The organism is Aeromicrobium sp. S22 (genome assembly GCF_009661045.1).
Classification (GTDB): Bacteria; Actinomycetota; Actinomycetes; order Propionibacteriales; family Nocardioidaceae; genus Aeromicrobium; species Aeromicrobium yanjiei.
In genome coordinates, this window is the sequence record NZ_WJWV01000001.1 from 167,237 (window position 1) to 192,986 (window position 25,750).

General features: G+C 69.9%; 26 protein-coding genes. 16 read left to right on the top strand and 10 right to left on the bottom strand.

All coding sequences use genetic code 11. The annotated features are described in order from the left end of the window. The first annotated feature begins 11 nt into the window (after positions 1–11). Positions 12–248, top strand: a complete 237-nt coding sequence (locus GEV27_RS00860) for an SCO4848 family membrane protein (protein WP_208430721.1) — start codon at positions 12–14, stop codon at positions 246–248. On the opposite strand, the gene GEV27_RS00865 is transcribed toward GEV27_RS00860, so the two are convergent. Then, entirely contained in the window at positions 227–763 is a 537-nt protein-coding gene (locus GEV27_RS00865) for a PadR family transcriptional regulator (protein WP_153933229.1), read from the bottom strand. The genes GEV27_RS00860 and GEV27_RS00865 overlap by 22 nt on opposite strands. 127 nt (positions 764–890) lie before the next feature. On the opposite strand from GEV27_RS00865, the gene GEV27_RS00870 reads away from it, so the two are divergent. From GEV27_RS00870 to GEV27_RS00890, 5 genes are all read left to right on the top strand, one after another. Further along, positions 891–1,556: a hypothetical protein gene (locus GEV27_RS00870; RefSeq protein ID WP_153933230.1), complete on the top strand. Its 666-nt coding sequence runs from the start codon at positions 891–893 to the stop codon at positions 1,554–1,556. 64 nt (positions 1,557–1,620) lie between these two features. Continuing rightward, positions 1,621–2,505, top strand: coding sequence for an ABC transporter substrate-binding protein (locus GEV27_RS00875; protein WP_208430993.1), 885 nt, complete (start codon positions 1,621–1,623; stop codon positions 2,503–2,505). Then, positions 2,502–3,341 (top strand): amino acid ABC transporter permease, encoded by an 840-nt coding sequence (locus GEV27_RS00880; RefSeq protein ID WP_153654832.1) that lies wholly within the window; start codon positions 2,502–2,504, stop codon positions 3,339–3,341. The genes GEV27_RS00875 and GEV27_RS00880 overlap by 4 nt, the downstream gene beginning before the upstream one ends. Next, the gene (locus tag GEV27_RS00885) at positions 3,338–4,075 is read left to right on the top strand and encodes an amino acid ABC transporter ATP-binding protein (RefSeq protein ID WP_153933231.1); all 738 of its coding nucleotides are present in this window, start codon (positions 3,338–3,340) and stop codon (positions 4,073–4,075) included. Before GEV27_RS00880 ends, GEV27_RS00885 begins: the two co-directional genes overlap by 4 nt. Positions 4,076–4,093: 18 nt before the next feature. Beyond that, entirely contained in the window at positions 4,094–5,125 is a 1,032-nt protein-coding gene (locus GEV27_RS00890) for an alpha-hydroxy acid oxidase (RefSeq protein ID WP_309221955.1), read from the top strand. On the opposite strand, the gene GEV27_RS00895 is transcribed toward GEV27_RS00890, so the two are convergent. Genes GEV27_RS00895 through GEV27_RS00905 form a run of 3 tightly spaced genes read right to left on the bottom strand, consistent with a single transcriptional unit; the run spans position 5,109 to position 7,962 of the window. Beyond that, positions 5,109–6,170 carry an FAD-dependent oxidoreductase gene (locus GEV27_RS00895; RefSeq protein WP_309221956.1) on the bottom strand — a complete coding sequence of 354 codons (1,062 nt, stop codon included), beginning with the start codon at positions 6,168–6,170 and terminating at the stop codon, positions 5,109–5,111. The two genes, GEV27_RS00890 and GEV27_RS00895, sit on opposite strands and share 17 nt — an antisense overlap. 7 nt (positions 6,171–6,177) lie before the next feature. Continuing rightward, complete coding sequence (locus GEV27_RS00900) at positions 6,178–7,149, bottom strand: hypothetical protein (protein WP_153933232.1); 972 nt, start codon at positions 7,147–7,149, stop codon at positions 6,178–6,180. Positions 7,150–7,158: 9 nt separating this feature from the next. Further along, positions 7,159–7,962 carry an alpha/beta fold hydrolase gene (locus GEV27_RS00905; protein WP_153933233.1) on the bottom strand — a complete coding sequence of 268 codons (804 nt, stop codon included), beginning with the start codon at positions 7,960–7,962 and terminating at the stop codon, positions 7,159–7,161. 71 nt (positions 7,963–8,033) lie between these two features. On the opposite strand from GEV27_RS00905, the gene GEV27_RS00910 reads away from it, so the two are divergent. Together GEV27_RS00910 and GEV27_RS00915 are read left to right on the top strand one after the other, a co-directional pair. After that, the gene (locus GEV27_RS00910; protein ID WP_208430992.1) at positions 8,034–9,188 is read left to right on the top strand and encodes a CaiB/BaiF CoA-transferase family protein; all 1,155 of its coding nucleotides are present in this window, start codon (positions 8,034–8,036) and stop codon (positions 9,186–9,188) included. Positions 9,189–9,205: 17 nt separating this feature from the next. After that, positions 9,206–10,348: an acyl-CoA dehydrogenase family protein gene (locus GEV27_RS00915; RefSeq protein ID WP_153654826.1), complete on the top strand. Its 1,143-nt coding sequence runs from the start codon at positions 9,206–9,208 to the stop codon at positions 10,346–10,348. Between the two features lie 16 nt (positions 10,349–10,364). On the opposite strand, the gene GEV27_RS00920 is transcribed toward GEV27_RS00915, so the two are convergent. Continuing rightward, on the bottom strand, positions 10,365–11,087 hold the full coding sequence (locus GEV27_RS00920; protein ID WP_153654825.1) for a MerR family transcriptional regulator: 723 nt from the start codon (positions 11,085–11,087) through the stop codon (positions 10,365–10,367). A 140-nt stretch (positions 11,088–11,227) separates the two neighbouring features. On the opposite strand from GEV27_RS00920, the gene GEV27_RS00925 reads away from it, so the two are divergent. From GEV27_RS00925 to GEV27_RS00950, 6 genes are all read left to right on the top strand, one after another. Beyond that, positions 11,228–12,445, top strand: a complete 1,218-nt coding sequence (locus GEV27_RS00925) for an acetyl-CoA C-acetyltransferase (protein ID WP_153933234.1) — start codon at positions 11,228–11,230, stop codon at positions 12,443–12,445. 31 nt (positions 12,446–12,476) lie between these two features. Beyond that, positions 12,477–14,666 (top strand): 3-hydroxyacyl-CoA dehydrogenase NAD-binding domain-containing protein, encoded by a 2,190-nt coding sequence (locus tag GEV27_RS00930; RefSeq protein ID WP_153909762.1) that lies wholly within the window; start codon positions 12,477–12,479, stop codon positions 14,664–14,666. 241 nt (positions 14,667–14,907) lie between these two features. Then, the gene (locus GEV27_RS00935; protein WP_153909763.1) at positions 14,908–15,960 is read left to right on the top strand and encodes an iron ABC transporter permease; all 1,053 of its coding nucleotides are present in this window, start codon (positions 14,908–14,910) and stop codon (positions 15,958–15,960) included. Then, positions 15,960–17,000 carry an iron chelate uptake ABC transporter family permease subunit gene (locus tag GEV27_RS00940; protein ID WP_153933235.1) on the top strand — a complete coding sequence of 347 codons (1,041 nt, stop codon included), beginning with the start codon at positions 15,960–15,962 and terminating at the stop codon, positions 16,998–17,000. Before GEV27_RS00935 ends, GEV27_RS00940 begins: the two co-directional genes overlap by 1 nt. Continuing rightward, positions 16,997–17,818: an ABC transporter ATP-binding protein gene (locus GEV27_RS00945; protein ID WP_153933236.1), complete on the top strand. Its 822-nt coding sequence runs from the start codon at positions 16,997–16,999 to the stop codon at positions 17,816–17,818. Before GEV27_RS00940 ends, GEV27_RS00945 begins: the two co-directional genes overlap by 4 nt. A 4-nt stretch (positions 17,819–17,822) precedes the next feature. Then, positions 17,823–18,437 (top strand): LON peptidase substrate-binding domain-containing protein, encoded by a 615-nt coding sequence (locus tag GEV27_RS00950; RefSeq protein WP_153933237.1) that lies wholly within the window; start codon positions 17,823–17,825, stop codon positions 18,435–18,437. Here GEV27_RS00950 and GEV27_RS00955 read toward each other — a convergent pair. Beyond that, positions 18,434–19,258: an SDR family oxidoreductase gene (locus GEV27_RS00955; protein ID WP_153654818.1), complete on the bottom strand. Its 825-nt coding sequence runs from the start codon at positions 19,256–19,258 to the stop codon at positions 18,434–18,436. The two genes, GEV27_RS00950 and GEV27_RS00955, sit on opposite strands and share 4 nt — an antisense overlap. Further along, on the bottom strand, positions 19,255–20,607 hold the full coding sequence (locus GEV27_RS00960) for a cytochrome P450 (RefSeq protein WP_153933238.1): 1,353 nt from the start codon (positions 20,605–20,607) through the stop codon (positions 19,255–19,257). The genes GEV27_RS00955 and GEV27_RS00960 overlap by 4 nt, the downstream gene beginning before the upstream one ends. A gap of 37 nt (positions 20,608–20,644) precedes the next feature. Between GEV27_RS00960 and GEV27_RS00965 the strand changes: the two genes are divergently transcribed. After that, positions 20,645–21,262, top strand: coding sequence for a TetR/AcrR family transcriptional regulator (locus tag GEV27_RS00965; protein ID WP_153654816.1), 618 nt, complete (start codon positions 20,645–20,647; stop codon positions 21,260–21,262). Between the two features lie 18 nt (positions 21,263–21,280). Beyond that, the gene (locus GEV27_RS00970) at positions 21,281–21,838 is read left to right on the top strand and encodes a GNAT family N-acetyltransferase (RefSeq protein ID WP_153654815.1); all 558 of its coding nucleotides are present in this window, start codon (positions 21,281–21,283) and stop codon (positions 21,836–21,838) included. Positions 21,839–21,847: 9 nt separating this feature from the next. On the opposite strand, the gene GEV27_RS00975 is transcribed toward GEV27_RS00970, so the two are convergent. The 3 genes from GEV27_RS00975 to GEV27_RS00985 all read right to left on the bottom strand — a co-directional run bounded on the left by GEV27_RS00975 (position 21,848) and on the right by GEV27_RS00985 (position 25,707). Further along, the gene (locus GEV27_RS00975) at positions 21,848–23,335 is read right to left on the bottom strand and encodes an amino acid permease (protein WP_153933239.1); all 1,488 of its coding nucleotides are present in this window, start codon (positions 23,333–23,335) and stop codon (positions 21,848–21,850) included. Between the two features lie 69 nt (positions 23,336–23,404). Next, positions 23,405–24,226 carry a DUF1206 domain-containing protein gene (locus GEV27_RS00980; RefSeq protein WP_153654813.1) on the bottom strand — a complete coding sequence of 274 codons (822 nt, stop codon included), beginning with the start codon at positions 24,224–24,226 and terminating at the stop codon, positions 23,405–23,407. 8 nt (positions 24,227–24,234) lie between these two features. Then, complete coding sequence (locus GEV27_RS00985; RefSeq protein ID WP_153909769.1) at positions 24,235–25,707, bottom strand: SDR family oxidoreductase; 1,473 nt, start codon at positions 25,705–25,707, stop codon at positions 24,235–24,237. Positions 25,708–25,750 lie beyond the last annotated feature (43 nt).

The window sequence follows — 25,750 nt, forward strand, 5'->3', positions numbered from 1 at the left end:
GGGATGGTGGGGTGATCTCGAAGAATGCTGCTCGGTTCCTGGTGCTCGCAGGCCTGTTCAACATCGTGGTCTGGCCCCGGTTCGCCAAGGCGATCGTGGACGACGACCGTGCCTGGGCCGGGGAGCACTGGCACAGCGAGCCGCAGGCGTTCTTCTGGGTCCACGCGGTGCTGATCACGAGCGCGATCGCGATCGGGCTGGGCGTCCTGGTCGTGGGCCTGCGCGCTCACCGCTCCGCCAGCCGCTGAAGGATCTCGTCGCACCACGCGATGCCGGCCTCCTCGGCCAGGATGCCGCCGCGCAGCACGAGCCAGCCCCCGAGCTCGTCGTCGGTGAGGTGGTCGGGATCGGGATAGAACCGGGCGGCGCTCTCGGCGTAGTAGGCGAGCTGCTGCTCGTGCGCGCTCCGCCGCACCCGGACGTCCTGCCGGATCGCGTCGGCGTCACCGAACGGCAGGGCGCGCAGCTTGACCGCGAACGCGCTGCGCAGGGGCTCGACAGGCGTCGACGTGGTGGTGAACCGGGCGAGCTCGTCGCGCCCCACGTCGGTGATGACGTAGACCTTCTTGTCCGGACGGCCGTCCTGCGGGACGACCTCGGACGTGACCCAGCCGTCGCCCTCCATCCGCCCCAGCACCTTGTAGATCTGCTGGTGGCTGGCCTTCCAGAAGTGGCCGATCGACGCGTCGAAGCGGCGGGCCAGGTCATAGCCCGAGGCGGACCGCTCCGCGAGGGAGACGAGGATCGCGTGCTCGAGGGCCATGCCTGGACCGTACTATGCAACTCGATGCAGTGGCAAGAGACCTCGGCGGAGTGCGCAGCGAGTCGCTAGCGTGGGAGCCGGACCGGGGACCCACAGGCCCCTTCCCTTCTCGAAGGAGTGCTTCTCCATGATGCGTACCCGTGTTCTCGCCGTGCTCGCCGCCGCGACGTTCGCCCTCGCCGGGTGCGGTGGTGGCAGCGACGACGACGTCAGCGACCTGTCCGCGAAGGAGATCCTCGCCAAGAGCAAGGCCGCCGCCAAGGACGCCGACTCGCTGACCGTCGAGGGCGAGGGCCAGACCGGGACCACCCGGATCGAGGTCGACATGGAGTTCACCAAAACGACCGGCGAGGGGTCGATCTCGGCCGACAACGCCGAGATCGAGCTCCTCTCGGTAGACGACAAGACGTACTTCAAGGCCGGTCCGGAGGTCTACTCGCAGTTCGGCGCGAACGGCGATCAGATCGCCAGGACCATCGGCGACAAGTGGATCCTGGCGTCAGGTGACGCCTTCAAGCAGATCGTCACCTTCGCGAACCGCGACAGCTTCATCGATCAGCTGCTGACCCCCGACACCACCCCCACCAAGACCAAGGGCAAGAAGGTCGAGGGCGTCGACTGCGTCGGCCTCACGACCAAGACGGGCACCCTGTACGTCGACAGGTCGGACGCGCGGCCGATCCGCCTGGATCCCGAGGGCGGATCGGGCAAGCTGACGTTCGACTACGACGACGTCGACCCCGCCAAGGCGCCCAAGGCCGATGACGTCTTCGAGCTGGGGGCGCTCGGCTAGGCACCTCCCGTCCGACCCGTGGAAGCGGTCCGCCGCGCGGGAAGCGGAGCCCTACGCTTGCGCCATGAAGATCTCCCCCTCCGGCGGACTCACCGCCATCGCCGCGCTGGCCCTCGCGCTGACCGCGGCCTGCGCTCCCGCCGACTCCGACGGCGACTCGAACGACGCCAGCACCTCGGCCGCCTCGTCCCTCGCGGACTGCCAGGTCGATGACCTCCCGCTCCTCAAGGACGGCACCCTGACCGTCGCGACCGACGACCCCGCGTTCGACCCCTGGTTCAGCGACGACGACCCCAGCAACGGCAAGGGCTTCGAGTCCGCCGTGGCGTACGCGGTCGCCGACAAGCTCGGCTTCGCCAAGGACGACGTGACGTGGGTCAAGGCGGGCTTCAACCAGGTCATCCAGCCCGGCAAGAAGAACTTCGACTTCGACATCAACCAGTTCTCGATCTCCGAGGACCGCAAGAAGGCCGTCGACTTCTCCAGCCCGTACTACGCCGCCGCGCAGGCGATCATCACGCTCGACTCCTCGCCGTTCAAGGACGCCAAGACCCTCGACGAGCTCAAGGACGCCAAGCTCGGCGCCCAGGTCGGCACGACATCGCTCCAGGCGGTCAACGAGCAGATCAAGCCGTCCACGAAGGCGCTGGTCTACGACGACACGACCAAGGCCGTCCAGGCGCTGCAGAACAAGCAGGTCGACGCGATCGTCGCCGACCTGCCCTCGGCGTACTACCTCACCGCCGCCGAGATCGACGGCGGCACGATCGTCGGTCAGTTCCAGCCCGAGACCGGTGACCAGGAGGAGTTCGGCCTGCTGCTCGCCAAGGGCAGCAAGCTCACCCCGTGCGTCAGCGCCGCAGTCGACGCGCTCGCGGACGACGGCACGTTGAAGCAGCTCGAGGACGAGTGGCTCGACCAGGCCACGGACGTCCCCGAGCTGAAGTGAGTCCCAGCCCACGCCAGCTCGAGCGCGAGCAGTACCGCCGCCGCCGCACCCTTCGCCGGGGTGCGGTGGCGGCGGTCTCGACGATCGTCGTGCTCGGCGGTCTGGCCCTCGCCGTGACGCAGTCGCCGGGCTGGTCGAATGTCCGGCGGACCTTCTTCGACCTCGCGCAGGCCAAGGACTCCCTGCCCGGCATCGCGCAGTCGTTCTGGCTCAACATCCGGCTGTTCCTCGTGATCGAGGTGCTGGTGCTGCTGCTCGGCGTCCTCATCGCGATCATCAGGGTCGTCCCGGCGCCAGCGCTCGCGCCGATCAAGGTCCTGGCGGTCCTCTACACCGACATCTTCCGCGGCACGCCGACCCTCCTCGTGGTGCTGCTCGTGGGATTCGGCCTGCCCGCCCTTCAGCTCACTGGTGTGCCGACCAGCTTGTTCTGGCTCGGCGTCATCGCCCTGACCCTGAGCTACGGCGCGTACGTCGCCGAGGTCATCCGGGCCGGCATCTTGTCGATCCACCCGACCCAGTGGGCCAGCGGTCGCGCGCTCGGCCTCTCGTACGGCGTGACGATGCGCAAGATCGTGCTGCCGCAGGCGATCCGGCGGGTCGGTCCGGCCCTGCTCAACGACTTCGTGTCGCTGCAGAAGGACACCGCCCTGCTCGCGACGATCGGGCTGGTCGAGGCCCTGCGCTCGGCGCAGGTCGACCAGAGCCGCACGTTCAACTTCACGCCGTACGTCGTCGCGGCCCTGTTCTTCATCGCCGCGACGATCCCGCTCGCTCGGATCACCGACTACCTGACGGTGCGCTCGCTGCGCCGCGAGAACGGACTGGTGACATGACGCCGCCGCTGCTGAGAGCCGAGGCCGTCCGCAAGTCGTTCGGGACGAACGAGGTGCTCAAGGGCATCGACCTGCACGTCGCCGAGGGCGAGGTCATCTGCCTCATCGGCGCCTCGGGGTCGGGAAAGTCCACGCTGCTGCGCTGCCTGAACCTGCTCGAGCAGGTCGACGACGGAGACATCTGGCTGGACGACCAGGAGATCACCGATCCGCGCATCGACGAGGACGAGGTCCGCCGCCAGATCGGCATCGTGTTCCAGGCGTACAACTTGTTCCCGCACCTCTCGGTCGAGCGCAACATCACCCTCGGCCCGACGGAGGCCGGCGGCGTCTCGGCCGCGGACGCCAAGGCGAGGGCCGCTGAGCTGCTCGCGCGCGTGGGCCTGGCTGAGAAGGCCAAGGCATATCCCGATGCGCTGTCCGGTGGGCAGCAGCAGCGGGTCGCCCTCGTGCGCGCGATCGCGATGCGACCGAGGCTCCTGCTACTGGACGAGATCACCTCGGCGCTCGACCCGATGCTGGTCGGTGAGGTGCTCGACGTGATCCGTGAGCTGCGCCGCGACGGGATGACGATCGTCATGGCCACGCACGAGATGACCTTCGCGCGGGAGATCTCCGACCGGATCGTCTTCATGGCGGACGGGTTGGTCGAGGAGTCCGGACCGCCCGAGCAGATCTTCACCGCGCCGAGGAGCCCACGGACCGCCGAGTTCCTGGCCCGCCATCGCAGCTGACGCGCCTAAGGTGAGCTCGTGAACGACTTCGAGGCGCGGGCCGCCGAGCTGCTCGACGAGGCGACGTACGGCTACTTCGCGGGCGGGGCCGGCGACGAGATCACGCTGCGCGACAACGTCGAGTCGTGGCGCCGCCTGGTCCTGGCCCCCCGGGTGCTGGTCGGCGTCAAGGAGCGCGACAGCTCGGTGACCCTCCTGGGGCGCCGCCGTCCGCATCCGTTCCTCGTCGCCCCGATGGCCTATCAGCTCGGGGCGCACCCCGACGGCGAGATCGGCACGGCCACGGCGGCGGCGGCGACCGGCGCGACGTACGTCCTGTCGTCGCAGACCACGACGGACCCGCGCGAGGTGGCCCGGGCGATGGGCGAGGCCGATCGGTGGATGCAGCTGTACGTCTTCCAGGATCGTGCCGTCACCGACGACCTGGTCCAGGCGGCGAAGGACGGCGGCTACGAGGCGCTGGTCATCACGGTCGACTTCCCGACCGGGGGTCGCCGTGAGCGGGACGAGCGCTCGCACCACGTCCTCGCCCACCCCACCTATGCGCAGCTGACGAAGGGCCCCGCGACACCGGCCGAGCGGCACGCGATGCACGATCCGTCACTGACCTGGGACGACGTCGCAGCGATCGGCGAGGCCGGAGGGCTGCCGGTCGTGCTGAAGGGAATCCTCAACCCGGCCGATGCCGAGCGGGCGGTCGACGCCGGTGTCGCGGGCATCATCGTCTCCAACCACGGCGGACGCCAGCTCGACACCGTGCTGTCGGGAGCAGATGCGCTCGGCCCGGTCGTCGAGGCGGTCGACGGACGCATCGACGTGCTCGTCGACGGCGGGATCCGCCGGGGCTGGGACGCGGCCAAGGCACTCGCGCTCGGCGCGGACGCCGTGCTGGTCGGGCGACCCGTGCTGTGGGGTCTGGCCTGCGAGGGTACGGCCGGTGCGCAGCAGGTGATCCAGCAGCTCGTGGACGAGCTGGACAATGCGCTCGCGCTCCTCGGCTGCCCGCGTGCGGCAGACCTGGACGCGAGCTTCCTCACCCGCCGGGGCTGACCGCCGCAGCCGCCCGGAGCCGGTCGGCGACCCCCCGCGCGGCGGTGCGCCCGGCCCGGTTGGCACCGATCGTGCTGGCGGAGGGGCCGTAGCCGACCATCTGGACGCGGGGATCGGCCACGGCGGTGGTCCCGTCGAGCTGGATGCCACCGAGCGGGCTGCGCAGGCGCAACGGGGCAAGGTGCTCGATCGCCGGGCGGAATCCCGTCGCCCACAGGATCACGTCCGCGGGCTCGAACGAGCCGTCTCCCCACCGCACCCCGTGGGGCTCGATCGAGGCGAACGTCGGGCGGCGGTCGGCGTACGCGCCGAGGCGTTCGGCCTCGCGCTCCTGCTCGCGCAGCCGCAGACCCGTCACGCTGACGACGCTGCGCGGCGGCAGCCCCTGGCGTACGCGCTCCTCGACCTTCGCGACGACGGCCCGGCCCACCTCGGGCGTGAAGTCGTGGTCGAGCCACACCGGCTCGCGACGCGTGACCCAGACGGTCTCGGTGATCGGGGCCAGCGCGCCGAGGAACTGCACGGCCGACGCGCCACCGCCGACCACCACCACGCGCTTGCCGAGGAAGTGGTCGGGGCCGGGGTAGTCCGAGGCGTGCAGCTGCTCGCCGAGGAACGTCTCGATGCCCGGGTAGTGCGGGACGAACGGCCGGCTCCACGTTCCGGTCGCGTTGACCAGGGTGCGGGTCGTCCACGAGCCCGCGTCCGCCTCGACGACCAGCAGGCCGTCGTCGTCGCGGACCCGCGACACCGCGACCGGCCGCACGACCGGGAGCCCGAAGCGCTGCTCGTAGTCCGCGAAGTACGCGGGGACGAACCGGTTGGCCCGTTCCCGTCCCGTGTCGGGCGGGATCTCGGCGCCCGGCAGGTCGGCGACCCCGTGCACGTCGTGCATCGTCAGGGCGTCCCAGCGGTGCTGCCATGCGCCGCCGGGACGGTCGTCCGCGTCGAGGACGACGTGCCGGATGCCGCGACGGGCCAAGTGGTACGACGCCGACAGCCCCGCCTGTCCTGCACCGATCACCAGCGAGTCGTAGATCTCCACGGCCGGGTCAACCCAGCTCGGCGGCCTTTGATTCCGGCGGGTACGTCGCCTCCATGCGGTCGGCGTATCCCTCCTCCCACAGGGTGTGGTGGACGACCCTGGCCAGCCCGCCTTCCTGCTCGATCAGCCTCTCGGCCTCGCGGATCGCTGTCTGCGCTCCGACGACGGTCGAGGGCACCCCGTCCCACCACTGCGCGACAGCGGCGTCGGCTGCAGTCTGGATGCGTCTGCGCATGAACCGCAGGACGAGCCGGCCCAGTCCGGTGCCGGTCAGCTCTGCCTGTCCCTCGACGTCCCAGGACCGGGCGGTCGTCCGAACGGTGGCCGAGCCGTCCGCGCTGAACCGGTTCAGCCGGCCTGAGCCCTCGGCGAGTGTCCCGCCGCCGGCACGCTCGATCGTGCCCAGGTCGATCGTCGCGGTGCCCGTGCCGGTCCCGCCCAGGCGGCGGGCCAAGAACGTGGGCGTGCCCTCCGCCATCAGCATCTTGGTGGCGTCGAGACGGCCGGCGAGCTGCACTCGGGGCAGACGTCCGTGGACGATGTCGACGTCGACCGACCACAGCTCCGAGGGGTCGGCGACGGTCACGGCCAGGGTGCGCGCGTCGTCGTGGCGCAGGGTGAAAGTGGTCCGGCTCTCGCTGATCTCGCCGGTCGGGACGGTGATCTCGGTCAGTCGCCGACCGTACTCGTCCCAGTCGATGTCGGTAGCGGTCAGCAGCTCGGCCTGAAGCGCGCTCTGCTTCTCAGGATCGACCGCCATCACGGGGGTGCGCGTGACGATCTCGTAGCGAGCGCCCGAGGCGCGGTGTCGTCCCTCGGCGAGCCGCAGGGTGTCGACCGGCTGGCTGGTCAGCGGGTTGATGACGTTGCCGTCGGCGGCGAACTGCAGGGCGGCCCATTCCGCCCGAAGCGTCTCGATCACCTCGATCATCAGCGTCAGGTTGAGGCGGGGGACAGATCCGGTGGTGGTGAACTGCATGTCCCGACCCTAGGCCGCGGCGGTCTCCTCCGTCCGGGCAATCGTGTTCTCGATGACGCGGGCGATCAGGGCCGGGTCGTCGATCATCGGCACGTGTCCGCAGCGAGGAAGGGCCACGTGATGGGCGTCGGGCAGCCGCTCCTGCGCGATCGCCGAGGAGCTGTAGGGCAGGATCACGTCGCGTGTGCCCCAGGCGATCGTGGTCGGCACGTCGAGGCGGCCGCGGAACGCGTAGTTGACCCCTTTGACGATCGTGCGCTCGAAGCCTGCACAGTGCTTGAGCGCCAGCGCGTCGCCGAAGACCTCGTCGGCGGTGAAGCGCTCGGGGTGCGTGTAGAGCGAGGCGCCTGCGAGGCGGCGTCCCCAGGCGCGCCGCGACAGCGCGCGCAGTGCACCCACCGGCAGCTGGCTGCTGAGCCGCAGCGCGATGAGCAGGGCGAACGTCTGCAGGCGGTTCAGGGTGCCGAAGAAGCCGGCCGGGCTCAGCGCGGTCACCGACCGGGCGAGGCCGCGGGCGCCCAGCTCCAGGGCGATCGCACCGCCGAGGGAGTTGCCGACGACGTGGGGCCGCTCGATGCCCCAGAGCGCGAAGTTGTCGGTGAGGTTGTCGCACGCGGAGTCCATGTCGTACGAAGCGCTGAGGGGATAGGCCGGGGACTCGCCGAAGCCGGCCAGGTCGACCGCGATGACGTCGTACGACTCGGCGAGCGTCTCGAGCACGGGGTCCCAGGCCTGGCGGCGGTGACCGATGCCGTGGATGAGGACGAGTGGCTCGCCCGAGCCCTTGCGGGTGTGGACCAGTTCGGAAAGCATGTCGCCAAGATACCGATGGTATGCGGGGACGCCACTTGCAACCGTGACAGTTCAACTGTCACAATCATAGTGTGACCATCACCACGCAGTCCGGTCCCCTTCACGGCGTCCGCGTCGTCGAGCTCGTCGGCATCGGCCCCGGCCCGTTCGCCGCCATGCTCCTGGCCGACCTCGGAGCCGAGGTCATCCGGGTCGACCGGCCCGGCGGCAATGCGCTGCAGCTCGGCTCCGCGGACAAGGACATCCTCGGCCGCGGACGACCGTCGGTCGCGATCGACCTGAAGAACCCCCGCGGCGTCGCGACCGTGCTCGATCTCGTCGAGTCGGCCGACATCCTGATCGAGGGCCTGCGCCCGGGCGTCACCGAGCGGCTCGGTCTCGGGCCCCAGGAGTGCCACGCGCGCAATCCGCGTCTGGTCTACGGCCGGATGACCGGTTGGGGCCAGCACGGCCCGCTCGCGCAGACCGCCGGGCACGACATCAACTTCATCTCGGTCGCCGGTGCGCTCGGCGCGATCGGACGGGCGGGCGGGCCCCCGCAGGTGCCGCTCAACCTGGTCGGTGACTTCGCCGGCGGATCGCTCTACCTGGTGACCGGCGTGCTGGCTGCGCTCATGCACGCCCGCAGCACCGGCGAGGGGCAGGTCGTCGACGCCGCGATCACCGACGGCACCGCACACCTGATGTCGATGATCGTCGCGATGCAGCAGTCGGGCACCTGGAGCGGCCCCCGCGGCACCAACATGCTCGACACCGGTACCCCGTTCTACGACGTGTTCGAGACCTCGGACGGCGAGTGGATGTCGGTCGGTCCGCTCGAGCCGCAGTTCTACGCCGCGCTGATCGAGGGCCTCGAGCTCACCGACGCGCCGGGCCAGTACGACTTCGCGCGCTGGGGCGAGCTGCGCCAGATGCTGACCGAGGCGTTCGCGTCCCGCACCCGTGCGGAGTGGGAGAAGGTCTTCGACGGCACCGACGCGTGCGTGGCCCCGGTGCTGAGCATCGAGGAGGCGTACACGCACCCCCACAACGTGGCCCGCGGGACGTACGTCGAGCGGGACGGGCTGACCCAGCCCGCGCCGGCGCCGCGCTTCTCCGCGACGCCCGCAACCCTGACCACCCCGCCCGAGCGGGCGGGTGCCAGCACCACAGAAGCGCTCAGCGCCTGGGGCATCGCCGATGTCGACCAGCTCATCGCCGACGGCGTCGCCGTCCAAGCCGACTGAATCAAGAAGAGGGCATCATGCAGCGAGGCATCTACGAAGCCGATCACGACGCGTTCCGCGACACCGTGCGGACGTTCTGCGAGAAGGAGATCGCGCCGTACCACGACCAGTGGGAGAAGGACAGCATCGTCCCGCGCGAGCTGTGGGAGAAGGCCGGCGCCTTGGGCCTGCTCGGATTCATGATGCCCGAGGAGTACGGCGGAGGCGGCATGGACGACTTCCGCTTCAACGCGATCATGTCCGAGGAGATGATCCGCATCGGCGCGAGCGGCGTCGGCTTCGTCCTGCACACCGACCTGGTCTCGGGATATCTGCTCTCGTACGCCACCGAGGAGCAGAAGCAGCGCTGGCTGCCGAAGTTCTGCACCGGTGAGGCGATCACCGCGATCGCCATGACCGAGCCGGGCACGGGCTCGGACCTGCAGGCCATCACGACCACCGCGGTGCGCGACGGCGACCACTACGTCGTCAACGGCGCCAAGACGTTCATCTCCAACGGCATCCTGGCCGACCTGGTCATCGTCGCGGTCAAGACCGATCCGGACGCCGGCGCGATGGGGGTCTCCCTCATCGTCCTGGAGCGCGGCATGGAGGGCTTCGAGCGCGGCCGCAACCTGGACAAGATGGGCCTGAAGGCGCAGGACACCGCCGAGTTGTTCTTCGACAACGTGCGCGTCCCGGTGCAGAACCTGCTGGGCGAAGAGGGCAAGGGCTTCATCTACCTGATGGAGAAGCTGCCGCAGGAGCGCCTCGCGATCTCGGTCGGCGCGATCGCCGCGACCCGGGCGATCATCGACATGACGCTGGACTACGTCAAGGAGCGCAAGGCGTTCGGCAAGCCGATCGGCTCGTTCCAGAACTCGCGCTTCGTGCTGGCCGAGCTCGAGACCGAGGTCCAGATCGGTCAGGCCTTCGTCGACAAGAGCATCGTCGCGCTGTCCAAGGGCGAGCTGACGATCGAGGAAGCCGCGATGGGCAAGTGGTGGACCACCGAGCTGCAGAACCGGGCCGCGGCCAAGTGCCTGCAGCTGCACGGTGGCTACGGCTACATGAGCGAGTACCCGATCTCCAAGGCGTACACCGACAGCCGGATCCAGACGATCTACGGCGGCACGACCGAGATCATGAAGGAGATCATCGGGCGCACGATGGGCCTGTGAGCCTCGCGGTCCGTCGTCAGCTCTCGGCTCGACGGCGGACCGTCTCGCGCTTGGACTCGTCGACCGCGGTCTCGTAGGCCGTCACGAGGGCCTGGATCGTGAGCGGCTTGAACCGCTCGATCAGGGCGGTGATGTCCTCGACCGGACGTCCCGAGGCCCGCAGCTCGGGCCACCACATCGTGCGGAACACCTCCGTGATCTCGCGGGCCACGGCCCGGCCCGCCTCGTCGAAGATGCGGCGCGAGGCGTGCGCGACCTCGATCGGCATGTCGGTCTCGATGAACTGGATCCCCACCGCGAGGTGGGCCGGCGCGACCTGGAAGACGTCCTCGGTCGGGGTCGGCTCGACCACGCCCAGGGCGACCAGCATCTCGATGTCGTCGTCGCTGAGCGCACGGCCCGCCCGCAGCTCGAGGGCGGCCCGGTCCAGCTCCTCGGGGCGATCGGCCATCCACGGCGCGAGCAGCGTGCGGTGCACCGCCACCTGCTCGGGCGTCGCGTCGGACGGGATGTTCTCGAGGTAGCCCTCGATCGCCGACAGCGTGAAGCCGTGGGCCTGCAGCTCCTTGACCAGCTCGAGCCGGGCCAGGTGGTCGGGGCCGTAGAAGCCGTTGCGACCCTCGCGGCGGGGCGGCGGGATGAGACCGCGACCGGCGTAGAAGCGCACGGTCCGCACGGACATGCCGACGCGGGACGCGAGCTGCTCGACGCTCATCGTGTCGGCGGGACTGGGAGTCATGGGCTGACCTTATGCCACCTACCGGGTGACGAGACGTCTCACACACCCTCGATCCTTTGACAATGACAGTGTTGGTGTCACAATCAGTCGTGTCAGTTCTGCTGACGCGTCATCCACCAGATTCTGCGAGGACATTTCCTATGACCGAGGCCTTCGTCTACGACGCCATCCGTACGCCGCGAGGTCGCGGCAAGAAGTCCGGGTCGCTCCACGAGGTCAAGCCGATCTCGCTGGTCACCGGCCTGATCGACGAGATCCGCACGCGCAACCCCTCCCTCGACACCGACGCCGTGGACGATCTCGTCCTCGGATGTGTCTCACCGGTCGGTGACCAGGGCAGCGACATCGCCAAGACCGCAGCGATCGCGGCAGGCCTGCCCGACACGGTTGCCGGCGTCCAGCTCAACCGCTTCTGCGCCTCGGGCCTCGAGGCCGTCAACCAGGCCTCGGCGCGTGTGCGCTCGGGCTGGGAGGACATGATCCTCGCCGGTGGCGTCGAGTCCATGAGCCGCGTGCCCATGGCCTCCGACGGCGGCCCGTGGGCGATGGACCCGCAGACCGCGTTCGACACCGACTTCGTGCCCCAGGGCATCGGCGCCGACCTCATCGCGACGGTCGAGGGCTACAGCCGCCTCGACGTAGACACCTTCGCCGCCGAGTCGCAGGCGCGTGCCGCCAAGGCGATCGCCAACGGCTACTTCAAGAACTCGGTCATCCCGGTCAAGGACGCCTCGGGCCTGACGATCCTCGACCACGACGAGTTCGTGCGTGAGGGCACGACCGCCGAGAGCCTCGCGTCGCTGCCGCCGTCGTTCGCGCAGATCGGCGACCAGGGCGGCTTCGACGCCGTCGCGCTCGAGAAGTACCACTGGATCGAGAAGATCGACCACGTCCACCACGCGGGCAACTCCTCGGGCATCGTCGACGGCGCCGCCCTGGTGCTGATCGGCAACGAGGCCGCCGGCGAGCGTCACGGGCTCAAGCCCCGCGCGCGCATCCTGTCGGCCGCGGTGTCCGGCGCCGATCCGACCATCATGCTGACGGGCCCCGGCCCGGCCAGCCTCAAGGCTCTCGACCGTGCGGGCCTCAGCATCGGCGACATCGACCTGCTCGAGATCAACGAGGCCTTCGCGGCTGTCGCGCTGCGCCTCATGAAGGACCTGGGCGGTTACCCGCACGACCAGACCAACGTCAACGGCGGATCGATCGCGATGGGCCACCCGCTGGGTGCGACCGGCGCGATGATCCTCGGCACCCTGATCGACGAGCTCGAGCGTCGTGACCAGCGCTACGGCCTGGCCACCCTCTGCGTCGGCGGCGGCATGGGCATCGCCACCGTCGTCGAGCGCCTCAGCTGACCCCGTCCCCACCTCCGAGAAGAGAACACACATGACTGAAGCAGTGCGTCACGAGGTCGAGGACGGCATCGTCAACCTCGTCCTGGACGATCCCAACCAGAGCGCCAACACGATGAACCAGGACTACGCCGACTCGATGGCTGCTGCCGTCGACCGCGTGGCCCAGGACATCGCGAACGACCCGGAGTCCGTCAAGGGCATCATCATCTCCTCGGCGAAGAAGACTTTCTTCGCCGGCGGCGACCTTAAGCTCATGACCCAGGCGACCCCTGCGGACGCCGAGCGGCTGTTCGGCGAGGTCGAGGCCATCAAGGCCACCCTCCGCAAGCTCGAGACGATCGGCCGGCCGGTCGTCGCGGCGATCAACGGCGCGGCCCTCGGCGGCGGCCTGGAGATCGCCCTCGCGGCCCACCACCGCATCGCGGTCGACGGCGGCTACTCCGTGGGCCTGCCCGAGGCGACCCTCGGCCTGCTGCCCGGTGGCGGCGGCGTCACCCGCACCGTTCGCATGTTCGGCATCTCCGACGCGCTGATGAAGTTCCTGCTCCAGGGACAGCAGATGAAGCCGGCCAAGGCGCTGTCCGAGGGCCTGATCGACGAGCTCGTGGCCTCGCAGGACGAGCTGATCCCGGCTGCGAAGGCGTGGATCGAGGCCAACGCCGGCAATGAGGAGGCCGCGACCCAGCCGTGGGACCGCAAGGGCTACCGCATGCCGGGCGGACTTCCGTCCAACCCGAAGCTCGCGGCGTTCCTGCCGGCGTTCCCGGCTAATCTGCGCAAGCAGACCAAGGGTGCGCTCTACAAGGCTCCCCGCGCGATCATGAGCGCCGCGGTCGAGGGTGCGCAGGTCGACTTCGACACCGCGAGCCGCATCGAGTCGCGCTACCTGGTCAACCTGATCATCGGCCAGCAGTTCAAGAACATGACGCAGGCCTTCTTCTTCGACCTGGGTGCGATCAACGCGGGCAAGTCCCGTCCCGAGGGCATCGCGCCGACCAAGGCCGAGAAGATCGCGGTCATCGGCGCCGGCATGATGGGCGCGGGCATCGCGTACGTCTCGGCGAAGGCCGGCTTCGAGGTCGTCCTCAAGGACGTCTCGATGGAGGCCGCCGAGAAGGGCAAGTCGTACAGCCAGAACCTCGTCGACAAGGCCGTCTCCCGTGGACGCCTCTCGCAGGAGAAGGCCGACGAGCTCCTGGCGCGCATCACGCCCACCGATGACTACGCCGCCCTCGAGGGCAGCGACTTCGTGATCGAGGCCGTCTTCGAGTCGGTCAAGCTCAAGCACGAGGTCTTCGGCGAGCTGCAGAAGGTCGTCAAGCCGGACGCGCTGCTCGGCTCGAACACGTCGACGCTGCCGATCACGATCCTGGCCGACGGTGTCGAGCGTCCCGAGGACTTCATCGGCATCCACTTCTTCAGCCCCGTCGACAAGATGCCGCTGGTCGAGATCATCGCGGGTGAGAAGACGTCCGACGAGGCCATCGCGCGCGTCATCGACTACACCAAGGCGATCAAGAAGACGCCGATCGTCGTCGGCGACAGCCGCGGCTTCTTCACCAGCCGCGTCATCGGCACGTTCGTCAACGAGGGCATCGGCATGCTGGCCGAGGGAGTCTCCCCGGTCTCGATCGAGCGCGCCACGACCCAGGCCGGCTTCCCGGCCCCCGTGCTGCAGCTCAGCGATGAGCTCAACCTCGAGCTCATGGTCAAGATCCGCAACGAGTCGAAGGCCGCCGTCGAGGAGGCCGGAGGCACGTGGGAGGCCAACGCCGCCGAGGACATCATCGACACGATGATCGAGATCGGTCGCCCGAGCCGCCTGAAGGGCGCCGGCTTCTACGAGTACGTCGACGGCAAGCGTCAGGGACTGTGGAGCGGTCTGGCCGAGAAGTTCCCGGTCGCCGACGAGCAGCCCCCGTTCGAGGACCTCAAGGAGCGTCTGACGTTCATCATGAGCCTCGAGACGATCAAGTGCCTGGACGAGGGCGTGCTGCGCACGACCCAGGACGCCAACATCGGCTCGATCTTCGGCATCGGCTTCCCGGCGATGCAGGGCGGTGCGATCCAGTACGTCAACGGCTACGAGGCCGCCGACGGCTCGATCGGCGTCGAGGCGTTCACGGCTCGCGCGCAGGAGCTGGCCGCGAAGTACGGCGATCGGTTCGCCCCGCCGGCCTCGCTGCTGGAAAAGGCCAAGAACGGCGAGAAGTTCGCCTGAGCCTCGGCTCGCGTCACCGCGCCCCCGGAACCACACGGTTCCGGGGGCGCGGTGCTTCTGCCACCGTTTCCGCAGGGCGCGGTGCCTGCTCCACCGAATGCGGGCGAATTCGGCTGCGAACGGTGGCACACGCACCGCGCCCACCGGACGGACGTGGAGCGCGTCACTCCTGTGGTCTGGGTAGGCATACCTAAGTTACGCTGGAGAGGTTGACTCCTCGAAAGGCCGACCTCCACCGCCCATGACCATGACCCAGACGTCGGCCGCTGCCGTCGAAGCCGCTCCCCGGCATCGTTCGCGGGCTGCTCTGGCGAGCGGGCTGGTGCTCCTGGCGGTCGTGCTGGCGGTCGTGTGCTTCTTCAGCATCACCCTGGGCTCGCGCGGAGTCGGCATCCCGACGATCTGGAAGGCGTTCACCGACTACGACCCGTCGGCGGCGTCGCAGACCGTCATCCGCGAGATGCGGGTGCCGCGCACCCTGATCGGCCTGTTCGCGGGGGCGGCGCTCGGGCTGAGCGGGGTGATCCTGCAGGGCGTGACCCGCAACCCGCTCGCCGACCCCGGGATCATGGGCATCAACGCAGGCGCCGCGGCCTTCATCGTCTTCGGGATCATGGTCCTCGGTGCGCAGGACGTGAGCACGTACGTGTGGTTCGCGTTCGCCGGCGCCGGGGTCGCCACCGTCACGGTGTACGCGATCGCGTCGCTCGGTCGCGAAGGGGCGACCCCGGTCAAGCTCGCGCTGGCGGGGGCGGCCGTGACCGCGATCCTCTCGTCGGTCACGTCCGCGATCGTGATGACCAACGTCGAGGCCCTCAACGAGCTGCGCTTCTGGCAGGTGGGCTCGCTCGCGGGCCGCTACTTCCCGGTGTTCTGGCAGACCGTCCCGTTCCTGGTGGTCGGGCTGATCGTGGCGCTCGGCACCGGTCGTGCGCTCAACGGCCTCGCCCTCGGTGAGGACCTTGCGGTGGCGCTCGGCCAGCGGGTCAAGCTGACCCGGGTCGTGATGTTCGTGACCGTCGCGGTGCTGTGCGGAGCGGCGACCGCCGCGTGCGGGCCGATCGTGTTCATCGGATTGATCGTGCCGCACGCCGCGCGCCTGCTCTGCGGGCCCGACTACCGCTGGATGCTGGCCTACACGCTGATCCTGACCCCGACCGTCCTGCTGCTCGCGGACATCCTCGGGCGGGTCGCGGTCGCCCCCGGCGAGCTGCAGGTCGGTGTGGTCCTCGGCGTCCTCGGCGCGCCCGCGTTCATCCTGCTCGTCCGCTACCGCAACCTCGCGGAGCTGTGATGACCGCCCTTCTCGAGCCCCGCACGACCGTGCGCTCCGGCCGCCGAGCCCGCCGTCGCCGTTCCGGCGTGGTCACGGCCGTGCTCGCGGTCATCGCGTTCGCGCTGTTCGTGCTGACGATGATGGTCGGCAGCTACGTCGTGTCGCCCGTCGACGTCATCGCCTCGGCGTTCATGCTCAAGGACGATCCCGCGGTCGACTTCGTGGTGCGGGACCTGCGGCTGCCGACCGCGTCCGCGGCCCTCGCGGTCGGACTCGCCCTGGGCGTGTCCGGGTACGTGTTCCAAAAGCTCCTGGGCAATCCGCTGGCCTCGCCGGACTTCGTGGGCGTCTCGTCCGGCGCGAGCCTGTTCGCCGTCTCCTCGATCGTGCTGTTCAACGCCAGCAGCCTGGTCGTCTCCGGCTCCGCGCTCGCCGGGGCACTGCTGGCCTCGCTCGTGATCTACCTGCTCGCGTGGCGCGACGGCATCTCGGGCTACCGCTTCATCCTCATCGGGATCGGCGTCTCCCAGCTCCTGCTCTCGCTGGTCGGCTACATCATCACCCGTGCCGATCTCTACGAGGCGCGCGAGGCGATGACCTGGCTCGTCGGCACGATCGGGCAGGCCGGCGCCGGCGAGCTGCGTACGCTCCTGGTCGCGCTCGCGATCCTCGTCCCGGTCGCCCTGGTCCTGGAGCGGCCGCTGCGCGCGCTCGAGCTCGGCGACGACACGGCCAGGGGCCTCGGCTCGCGGGTCGAGATCAACCGGCTCGTGCTGCTCGCGCTGTCGATCGTGCTCATCGGTTTCTCGACCGCCGTCGCGGGGCCGATCATGTTCGTCGCGCTCATCGCGGCGCCGATCGCCCAGCGGCTGACCGGTCCCGCGGGCGGCGTGCTGGCCGCGGGACTCGTCGGGGCGGTGATCGTCCTCGCCGCCGACCTGGTGTCCGAGCAGGTCCTGCCGACCGCCCTGCCGACCGGCGTCGTCACCGGACTGGTCGGCGCCCCCTATCTCATCTGGCTCCTCGCCACCGTCAATCGGGAAGGACGCGGCGGATGACCTCTCATGACCTGCGTGCCCAGCACCTCACGCTCGGCTACGCCGAGACCGACATCGTCCGGGATCTCGACGTCCAGATCCCGGACGGCCAGATCACCGTGATCGTCGGTGCCAACGCGTGCGGCAAGTCGACGCTGCTGCGTGGCCTGGCCCGCCTGCTGCGTCCCCGCTCCGGATCGGTGATCCTGGACGGCAAGGATCTGCACGACATGAAGAGCGCGGACGTCGCCCGCGTGCTCGGGCTGCTGCCGCAGTCCCCGGTGGCCCCGGACGGCATCACGGTCGGCGATCTCGTGGGCCGTGGCCGCTATCCGCACCAGGGCTGGTTCCGGCGCTGGAGCGACGAGGACGACCGGGCGGTCGCGGCAGCGCTGGAGGCGACGGGCACGACCGACCTGGAGGACCGGCCCCTCTCCGCGCTGTCCGGAGGGCAGCGCCAGAGGGTGTGGATCGCGATGGCGCTCGCGCAGGACACCGACCTGCTGCTGCTGGACGAGCCGACGACGTTCCTGGACATCAACCACCAGGTCGAGCTGCTCGATCTGCTGACCGACCTCAACCGGGAGTCCGGCAAGACGATCGTGCTGGTCCTGCACGACCTCAACCTGGCGTGCCGCTACGCCGATCACATCATCGCGATGAAGGACGGGTCGATCCTGGCCGAGGGACCCCCGCGCGACGTCATCGACGCGGACGTCGTGACCGAGGTCTTCGGCCTCGCGTGCGACGTGGTCCCCGATCCGGTCAGTGGCACCCCGATGATCGTGCCGCGTGGCCGCCACCACGCGGCCCGGCCGGTCATCCAGGCACTGGCCTGATCCGATGGAGGATCTCGTCGAGCTGCCCATGTTCCCGCTGGGGTCCGTCCTGTTCCCGGCGATGCCGCTTCCGCTGCGCATCTTCGAGGACCGCTACCTGCAGATGCTGCAGGACGTCCTGGTGCAGGAGCCGGCGGAGTTCGGCGTCGTGCTGATCGAGCGCGGGCACGAGGTCGGCGGCGGCGAGCATCGGTTCGCCACGGGCACGGTCGCGCAGGTCGTGGAGGTCGGCGAGGGCGACGGCTTCATCTCCCTCCTGGCGCAGGGCGGTCGACGCCTCGAGGTGGTCGAGTGGCTGCCGGAGGCTCCCTATCCCCGCGCCACCGTGCGCCTGCGTCCGGCCCTGGAGTGGGACGAGCGGTGGCGCGATCGCTTCGACGAGGTCGAGGAGCTCGTCCGGGTGACGATGGCGCGCATCAGCGAGTTCGAGGAGCAGCGCTGGTCGTCCACGATCGGCCTGGCCGACGAGCCGCTCGCGGCGCTGTGGCAGCTCGCGGCGATCGCGCCCATCGGGGCGTACGACCAGTTGTCGCTGCTGGCGGCGACGAGCGTCGAGGGGCTCCTGGACGCGGTCGCGACCGCGACGGTGGAGGCGGCCGAGCTCCGGCTGCCCGACTAGGGGCGAGCCGCGCGACGCTCGTACTCGGCCCGGGCCTCGGCGTCCACGTCGCTGAGCGCCCGGTCGGCGCCGATCGCGTGACCGAGGGTGTCCTTGAGCCGGCGAGGCAGGGCGTTGCTGGAGTAGAAGATGCCCTTGCTGTGCCGGGGGACCCAGGTCTCGAACTGGGGCCGGTGCGCGACGCCGACCACGGCCTTCGCGACGTCGTCGGGCTGCGCCGCGCGCATGCCCTTGGTCGCGGATACGCCCGCGGCCAGCTCGGTCGCGACCACGGTGGGCAGGATGCACGAGACGTCGACCCCGTGCGGCTTGAGCTCGGAGCGCATCGCCTCGGAGAAGCCGACCACGGCGAACTTGCTCGCGCTGTACGTCGCGCCGTTGGCCACCGCGATGCGGCCCACCGCGGACGCGATGTTGATGACGTGGCCGTGGCCGCGCTCGATCATCTGCGGGATCACGAGCTTGGTGCCGGTGATGACGCCCCGCAGGTTGACGTCGAGGATGCGATCGGTGGCCTCGTCGGACTCCTCGGTCAGGGGCGACAACGGCATGATGCCGGCGTTGTTGACCAGGACGTCGACCGGGCCGAGCGTCTGCGCCTGCTCGATGAACGCGGCGTACGAGGCGCGGTCCGAGACGTCGACGGTCAGGCCGACCGCCCCGCGGCCGATCTGCTGCGCGGCCTTGGCCGCCACGTCGTCGTCGAGGTCGCCGATCACCACCCGGGCGCCCTCGGCGGCGAAACGGGTCGCGGTCGCGCGCCCGATGCCTCGACCGGCTCCGGTGATGACGACGAGCTGGTGGCGAAGGGATCGGTTCATGACGGCTCCTGGGGGGTCGGGCGACGGGTGAGGTGGACGGGCTGGCCGTCCTTGGGGAACGGCAACGAGGTGTAGCTCATGGGGGCGCGATAGCTCGGCTCGACGGTCCAGGTGAACTGCCGCAGCAGGTGCACGAGGATCGTCTTGACCTCGGCGCCGGCGAAGAACATGCCGATGCACTTGTGCACCCCGCCGCCGAACGGCTCCCACGCGTAGCGGTGCACCTTGTCCTCGCGCCGGTCGTCGGAGAACCGCTCGGGGTCGAATCGCTCGGGCTCGTCCCAGAGCTCTGCCATGTGGTGGGACAGGTGCACCATCACCGCGACGAGGCGACCGGCGGGGATGCTGTGCCCCAGGACCTCGGTCTCCTTGACGGTCCGTCGTGCGAGCACCGGCACGGGTGGCACGAGACGCAGGCTCTCCTTCATGACCTGGTCGATCGCGACCAGGCCGTCGAGCTCGGCGAGCGTGGGGTGCTCGGAGAGGGCGAGCGCCTCGGCGCGGCAACGCTCCTGCCACTCCGGATGCTGACCCAGCTGCTGCATGACGGTCGACACCGTGATCGTCGAGGTGTCGTGGGCTGCCATGAGCAGGAAGATCATGTGGTTGACGACGTCCTCGTCGCTGAACCGCTCGCCGTCCTCGGTCTCGAGGTGGCACAGCACCGAGAAGAGGTCGTCGCCCGGTGCGGCCCGTTTGGTCGCGAGATGGCGACCGAAGAACTCCTCGAGCAGCCGCCGGCCCCGGATCGCGCGGCCCCAGCGGGTGCCGGGGACGTTCGCCCGCACCATCGCGGTCGCCGACTGCACGCAGTCGATGAAGGCCTGGTTGACCCGGTCGAGCTCGTCGGGCGTCGCGAGGTCGGCACCGCCCATGAACACCTCGGTGGCCAGGTCGAGCGTGAGCTCCTTGAGTGCGGGGTAGGCGAGGAACGACTCCCCGGGCTGCCACGCCGCGACGCCTGCCGCGACGGCCGGCTGCAGCGCGGCGGTGTAGCCCTCGATGCGGTCGCGGGTGAAGGCGGACTGCATGATGCGGCGGTGGCGGTGGTGCTCCTCGAAGTCCAGGAGCATCAGCCCGCGATCGAAGAACGGGCCGACGAGGTAGCCCCAGCCGTCACCGCTGGCGAACGCCTTGTCGGCGTTGCGCAGGGCAACCTCGCACGCATCGGGTCCGAGCAGCACGGTCCAGCGCTTGCCGACGAAGTCGATGTCGGAGACCGGCCCCCAGCCGTCGTACTGGGATCGCATCATCTGCAGGGGGTCGCGGACGTACGACAGCGTGCGGCCCACGTAGGGCAGCCCGCGGCGGCGGGGAGGGGCAAGGGTGGTCTGGCTCACAACAGGCATCTTGATTCAGACAGAGCGTTCTGTCAATATGTTCTGCATGGCAGTCAAGGCAGGTCAGTACCGCGGGATGACCGCCGAGCAACGTCATGCGGACCGACGGGCGCGGCTGCTCGAGGCGACCCTTCAGGTGTGGGGGCGAGACGGCGGACCCACGGTCACGATGACCCGCATCTGTGCCGAGGCCGGGCTGACCGAGCGCTACTTCTACCAGTGCTTCAGCGGTCTCGACGACGCGCTGAAGGCCGTGATGGACGACATCGCGGCGCAGATCGCCGAGCGGGCGGTCGCCGCCGTCGAGCAGACCGCAGGCGGACCGACCGAGCGCGTGCGTGCCGGCATCGGCGCCTTCGTCGAGATCCTCACCGACGACCCCCGCAAGGGACGGGTCGCGATCGTGGAGTCGATGTCGCTCGACGCGCTCCGTCCGCACCGGGCCCGTCTCCTGCGCCAGTTCGCCGAGCTCGCGCAGCACGAGGCGCGCGAGCTGTACGGCCCGCAGGCCTGGAGCCAGGAGGAGGGACGCCTGGCGGCCACGATGTTCATCGGTGGCGTGGCCGAGCTGGTGACCGCGTGGATCGAGGGCACGCTGGAGACCTCGCCCGGCGACATCGTCGAGGCGGCGACCCACCACTTCACCGTGACCGCGCACCGCTGAGCATGTCACGATGACCGCGTGACCTCAGTCCTCGACCTCGCCTCCTGGCCCGCCGTCACCCAGCGGCTGGTGCTGCGGAGATTCGCTCCCGACGACGTGCCGGAGATCTTCGCGTACCGATCCCGTCCTGACGTCGCGGAGTGGATCACGAGCACCTCCGTCGACGTCGAGTCGCTTGCGGATCGCTTCGGGGACGGCGGCACCGCCGTGATCGTGGAGCGTGACGGTCAGGTGATCGGTGACCTCCTGGTCACGATCAAGGACGCGTACGGGCAGCGCGAGGTGGCGACCTCCGCCGCCGCGACCGAGGCCGAGCTCGGCTGGACGTTCGACCCGGCGCAGCACGGGCAGGGCCTGGCGACCGAGGCGGTGCGTGAGCTGATCCGGATCTGTTTCGACGAGCTGGGCGTGCGGCGCGTGCTGGCCGCGTGCTTCACCGCCAACGAGCCCTCGTGGCGCCTGATGGAACGCCTCGGCATGCGGCGCGAGGCCCACCACGTGAGTGACTCGCTCCACCGCGACCGCGGCTGGCAGGACGAGTACGTCTATGCGCTCCTGGCCGACGAGTGGCGCTGAGACCACCGCTCACTCCGGCGGGGCAGCCCCTTCGTCGGCACCCGCCTGGCGCAGACCACGACCGAGTCGCGAGCGCCGGTAGCCGTACGTGAAGTAGACGACGAAGCCGATCAGCAACCAGATCAGGAACCGGATCCAGGTCTCGACCGACAGGTTGACCATGAGCCACAGGCACGCCGCGACGGACAGTGCCGGGATGAGCGGCACCCCCGGGACGCGGAACGGACGGTGCAGGTCCGCGCGGGTGCGGCGCAGGATGATGACGCCGACCGACACCAGGACGAAGGCGAACAGGGTGCCGATGCTCACGAGCTTGGACAGCTCCGAGAGCGGCACGAAGCCTGCGAGCGCTGCCACGAACAGGCCCGTGACGATCGTGATGCGGTACGGAGTGCCGAAGCGCGGGTGCACCCGCGCGAGACCGACGGGCAGGAGGCCGTCGCGGGACATCGCGAAGAGCACGCGCGCCTGGCCCAGCATGAGGACCAGCACGACGGTCGTGAGGCCGGCGACCGCGCCGACCGAGATGAGCTTGCTCGCCCAGCCGAGATCGTTGGCCCGGAACGCCTCGGCGAGGGGGGCGGCGGTGTTCATCCGCTCGTCGCTGTACTTCAGCATGCCGGTGACCACGAAGGCGACCGCGGCGTAGAGCACCGTGACGATCGCGAGCGAGCCGAGGATGCCGCGCGGGACGTCCCGCTGCGGGTTCTTGGTCTCCTCCGCGGAGGTCGCGACGATGTCGAAGCCGATGTAGGCGAAGAACACGACGGATGCCGCGGCGATGATGCCGTAGACGCCGAAGACCGTCGGGTCGACGCCGAACACCGTCTGCAGCAGCGTCGAGTCCAGCCCGGACGCCTCGGGCGCGGGCTTGGAGTCGGGGATGAACGGCTTGTAGTTGGAGGCCTTGATGAAGAACAGCCCGGCCACGATCACGAACGTCACGACCGCGACCTTCACGACGACCAGGATCGACGTGATGCGCCCGGACAGCTTGGTGCCGAGAACACCGACCGCCGTCAGCGCCAGGACGATCGCGATCGCCCCGAAGTCGGGTATTGCCTCGTCGCCCGCCAGCCAGGTGGGCAGGTCGAACAGCGACTGCAGGTACGCCGACCAGCCGCGCGCGACGACCGCCGCGCCCAGGGCCAGCTCCAGCACGAGGTCCCAGCCGATGATCCAGGCCACCAGCTCGCCCAGCGTCGCGTAGGAGAACGTGTAGGCGCTGCCGGCCACCGGCACCGTCGAGGCGAACTCGGCATAGCACAGGGCCGCCAACCCGCAGGTGATGCCGGCAAGGATGAAGGAGATGACGATCGCCGGGCCGGCGTTGACGTACGCCTGCTCGCCGGTCAGCACGAAGATTCCCGTGCCGACCATGACGCCCACACCGAAGACCGTGAGGTCCCAGGCGGAGAGCTCCTTCTTGAGCCGGTGCTCCGGCTCGTCGGTCTCGGCGATCGAGCGTTCGACCGACTTCATCCGGAACAGGTGCATGCGCTCATCCTGTGACTGGCGCCTCGATGGCGCAACCGCGAGAGCCGCGTGAGCGGCGCGGCCCGGTGGTCAGCGGGTCTTGGCGTGCTTCGCCCACGCGAAGCAGAACAGGCCGAACGCCGCGAGGCCGACGGCGACGGCCGAGAGCAGGTAGGGGCCGAACGGCTGGTCGCGCACCGTCTTCAGCGCATCGTCGAGCCCGCCGGCTTTGTCGGGGTCGTACGACAGCGCCGCCCAGCCGAACAGCAGACCCACGATGCCGAGCGAGATGCCCTTCGCGACGTAGCCGACCTTGCCGAGCACCATGACCATGCGGCCGGAGTCACCGCTCGTCGCCGCGGGCTCGAGGTCGTGGGTGAACTTCTCCGCGAGACCCCGGCGCACCTGGCTCGCGGCCACGGCCAGGATCGCGAGACAGACCGCCGCGACCAGCACACGTCCGGCAGGCGCGGAGAGCAGCTGGGCGGTGACGTCCTCCTGCTTGGAGTCATTGCCTGACGAGCCGCCGGAGCCGACGGCGATCTTGCCCGCGGAGAAGGCGACCGCGCCGTAGACGACTGCACGACCGCCGGCGACCCCGCGCTTCCACAGCCGCTTGGGGTCGTCCTCGGTCTGGAAGCCCCAGATGGCGGTGGCGATCTGCCACACGGCCAGGGCGACGAGACCGAGGGCGAGGACCCACAAGATCGTGCGGCCGAGCGGCTGGTCGGCCAGGGTCTTGAGCGCTCCGCCGCTGCTGGCGTTGCCGCCTCCCGACCACGCGACCTGCAGCGCGATCCAGGCGATGAGCAGGTGCACGACGCCGAAGGCGACCAGTCCCACCCGGGCCCCCCGCTTGAGCCAGGTGCTGTGCTGCGCCTGGCTGCCGGCCCGTCCGGGGCTCATCGTCATGTCGGTCCTCACTGCTCGAGCGCTTCTGCGGCCTCCGCGATATTACGCTGCATCGAGCCGAAGACTATTCCGTGGAACGGCCAGACCGACCACCAGTAGAGATGTCCGAGCAATCCCTTGGGATGGAACAGGGCACGGTGGTGGAAGGTCGTGGTCCCGCCGTCGGTCGAGCCGACCTGCATCTCCAGCCAGGCGAGGCCCGGCAGCCGCATCTCGGCGCGCAGCCGCAGGAACGAGTGGCCGTCGGTCTCCTCGACCCGCCAGAAGTCGACCGCGTCGCCGACAGCGAGGTGGCGCGGGTTGCGCCGGCCGCGACGCAGGCCCGGACCGCCGACCATCCGGTCCAGCACCCCGCGCACCCACCACGCGAGGCGCCACGAGTACCAGCCGTTGCGGCCCCCGATGCCCTCCACGACCTGCCACAGGCTCTCGGGTGACGCGTGGACCTCGCGGGTCCGCTCGTCCTTGTAGAGCGAGCCGCCGGCCCAGTCAGGATCGGTCGGCAGGCCCTCGGCCGGTGCGCCCGCGGTGGCGGCGGACGACCAGCTCGTCGGCACGTCCAGGTCCTGGACCTTGGTGAGGGCCAGCTCGACCGAGCGGTCGAAGGCGATGAGGCCCTCGGGCGGGTCCGGGACGTATGTCTTGATGTCGGTCTCGCCCGCGACGACCGTGTTGCGCAAGGACTCGACCAGCGGTCGCGCGAGGCTCGCGGGGACGGGGGTGATCAGGCCGATCCAGTGGCTCGACAGGCCCGGCGAGAGCACCGGCACCTTGAGGACGCGCCGACGCGGAAGCCCGGAGATCGCCGCGAACCGCTGCATCAGCTCGAGGTACGTCAGCACTTCCGGGCCGCCGATGTCGAAGCGCCGGCTGACGTCGGACGGCATGTCTGCCGCGCCGACGAGATAGCGCAGCACGTCGCGCACCGCGATCGGCTGGATGCGCGTGCTGACCCACGTCGGGGTGACCATCACGGGCAGCCGCTCGGTCAGGTAGCGGAGCATCTCGAACGACGCCGAGCCCGACCCGATGACGACACCGGCCTGCAGCACGGTCGTGGGGACGCCCGAGGCGAGCAGCACGTCGCCGACCTCCCCGCGCGAGCTCAGGTGCTCCGACAGCTCCTCGCCCTCGGGGATCATCCCGCCGAGGTAGACGATGCGGCTCACCCCGGCGCGCTCGGCCTCTGCGGCGAAGCGCTGCGCCATGTCCTTCTCGGTCGCACCGAAGTCGCCACCGGTGCCGATCGAGTGGAGCAGGTAGTACAGGACGTCGACGTCCTGCATCGCCGACCGGACGTCCTCGTCCTTCGTCGCGTCGCCGACCGCGATCTCGACGTCGTCGGACCACGCGTGCGACCGGGCCTTGCGCTCGTCGCGGACCAGCACCCGGACCGTGTGGTCGGCGTCGAGCAGCTGGGGGACCAGTCGGCCCCCGACGTAGCCGGTGGCGCCGGTGACGAGGCTTCGGGTGGGGGGCATGCCCCCAGTGTTCGGGACACGGACCCCTGCCGCACCCCCAGTT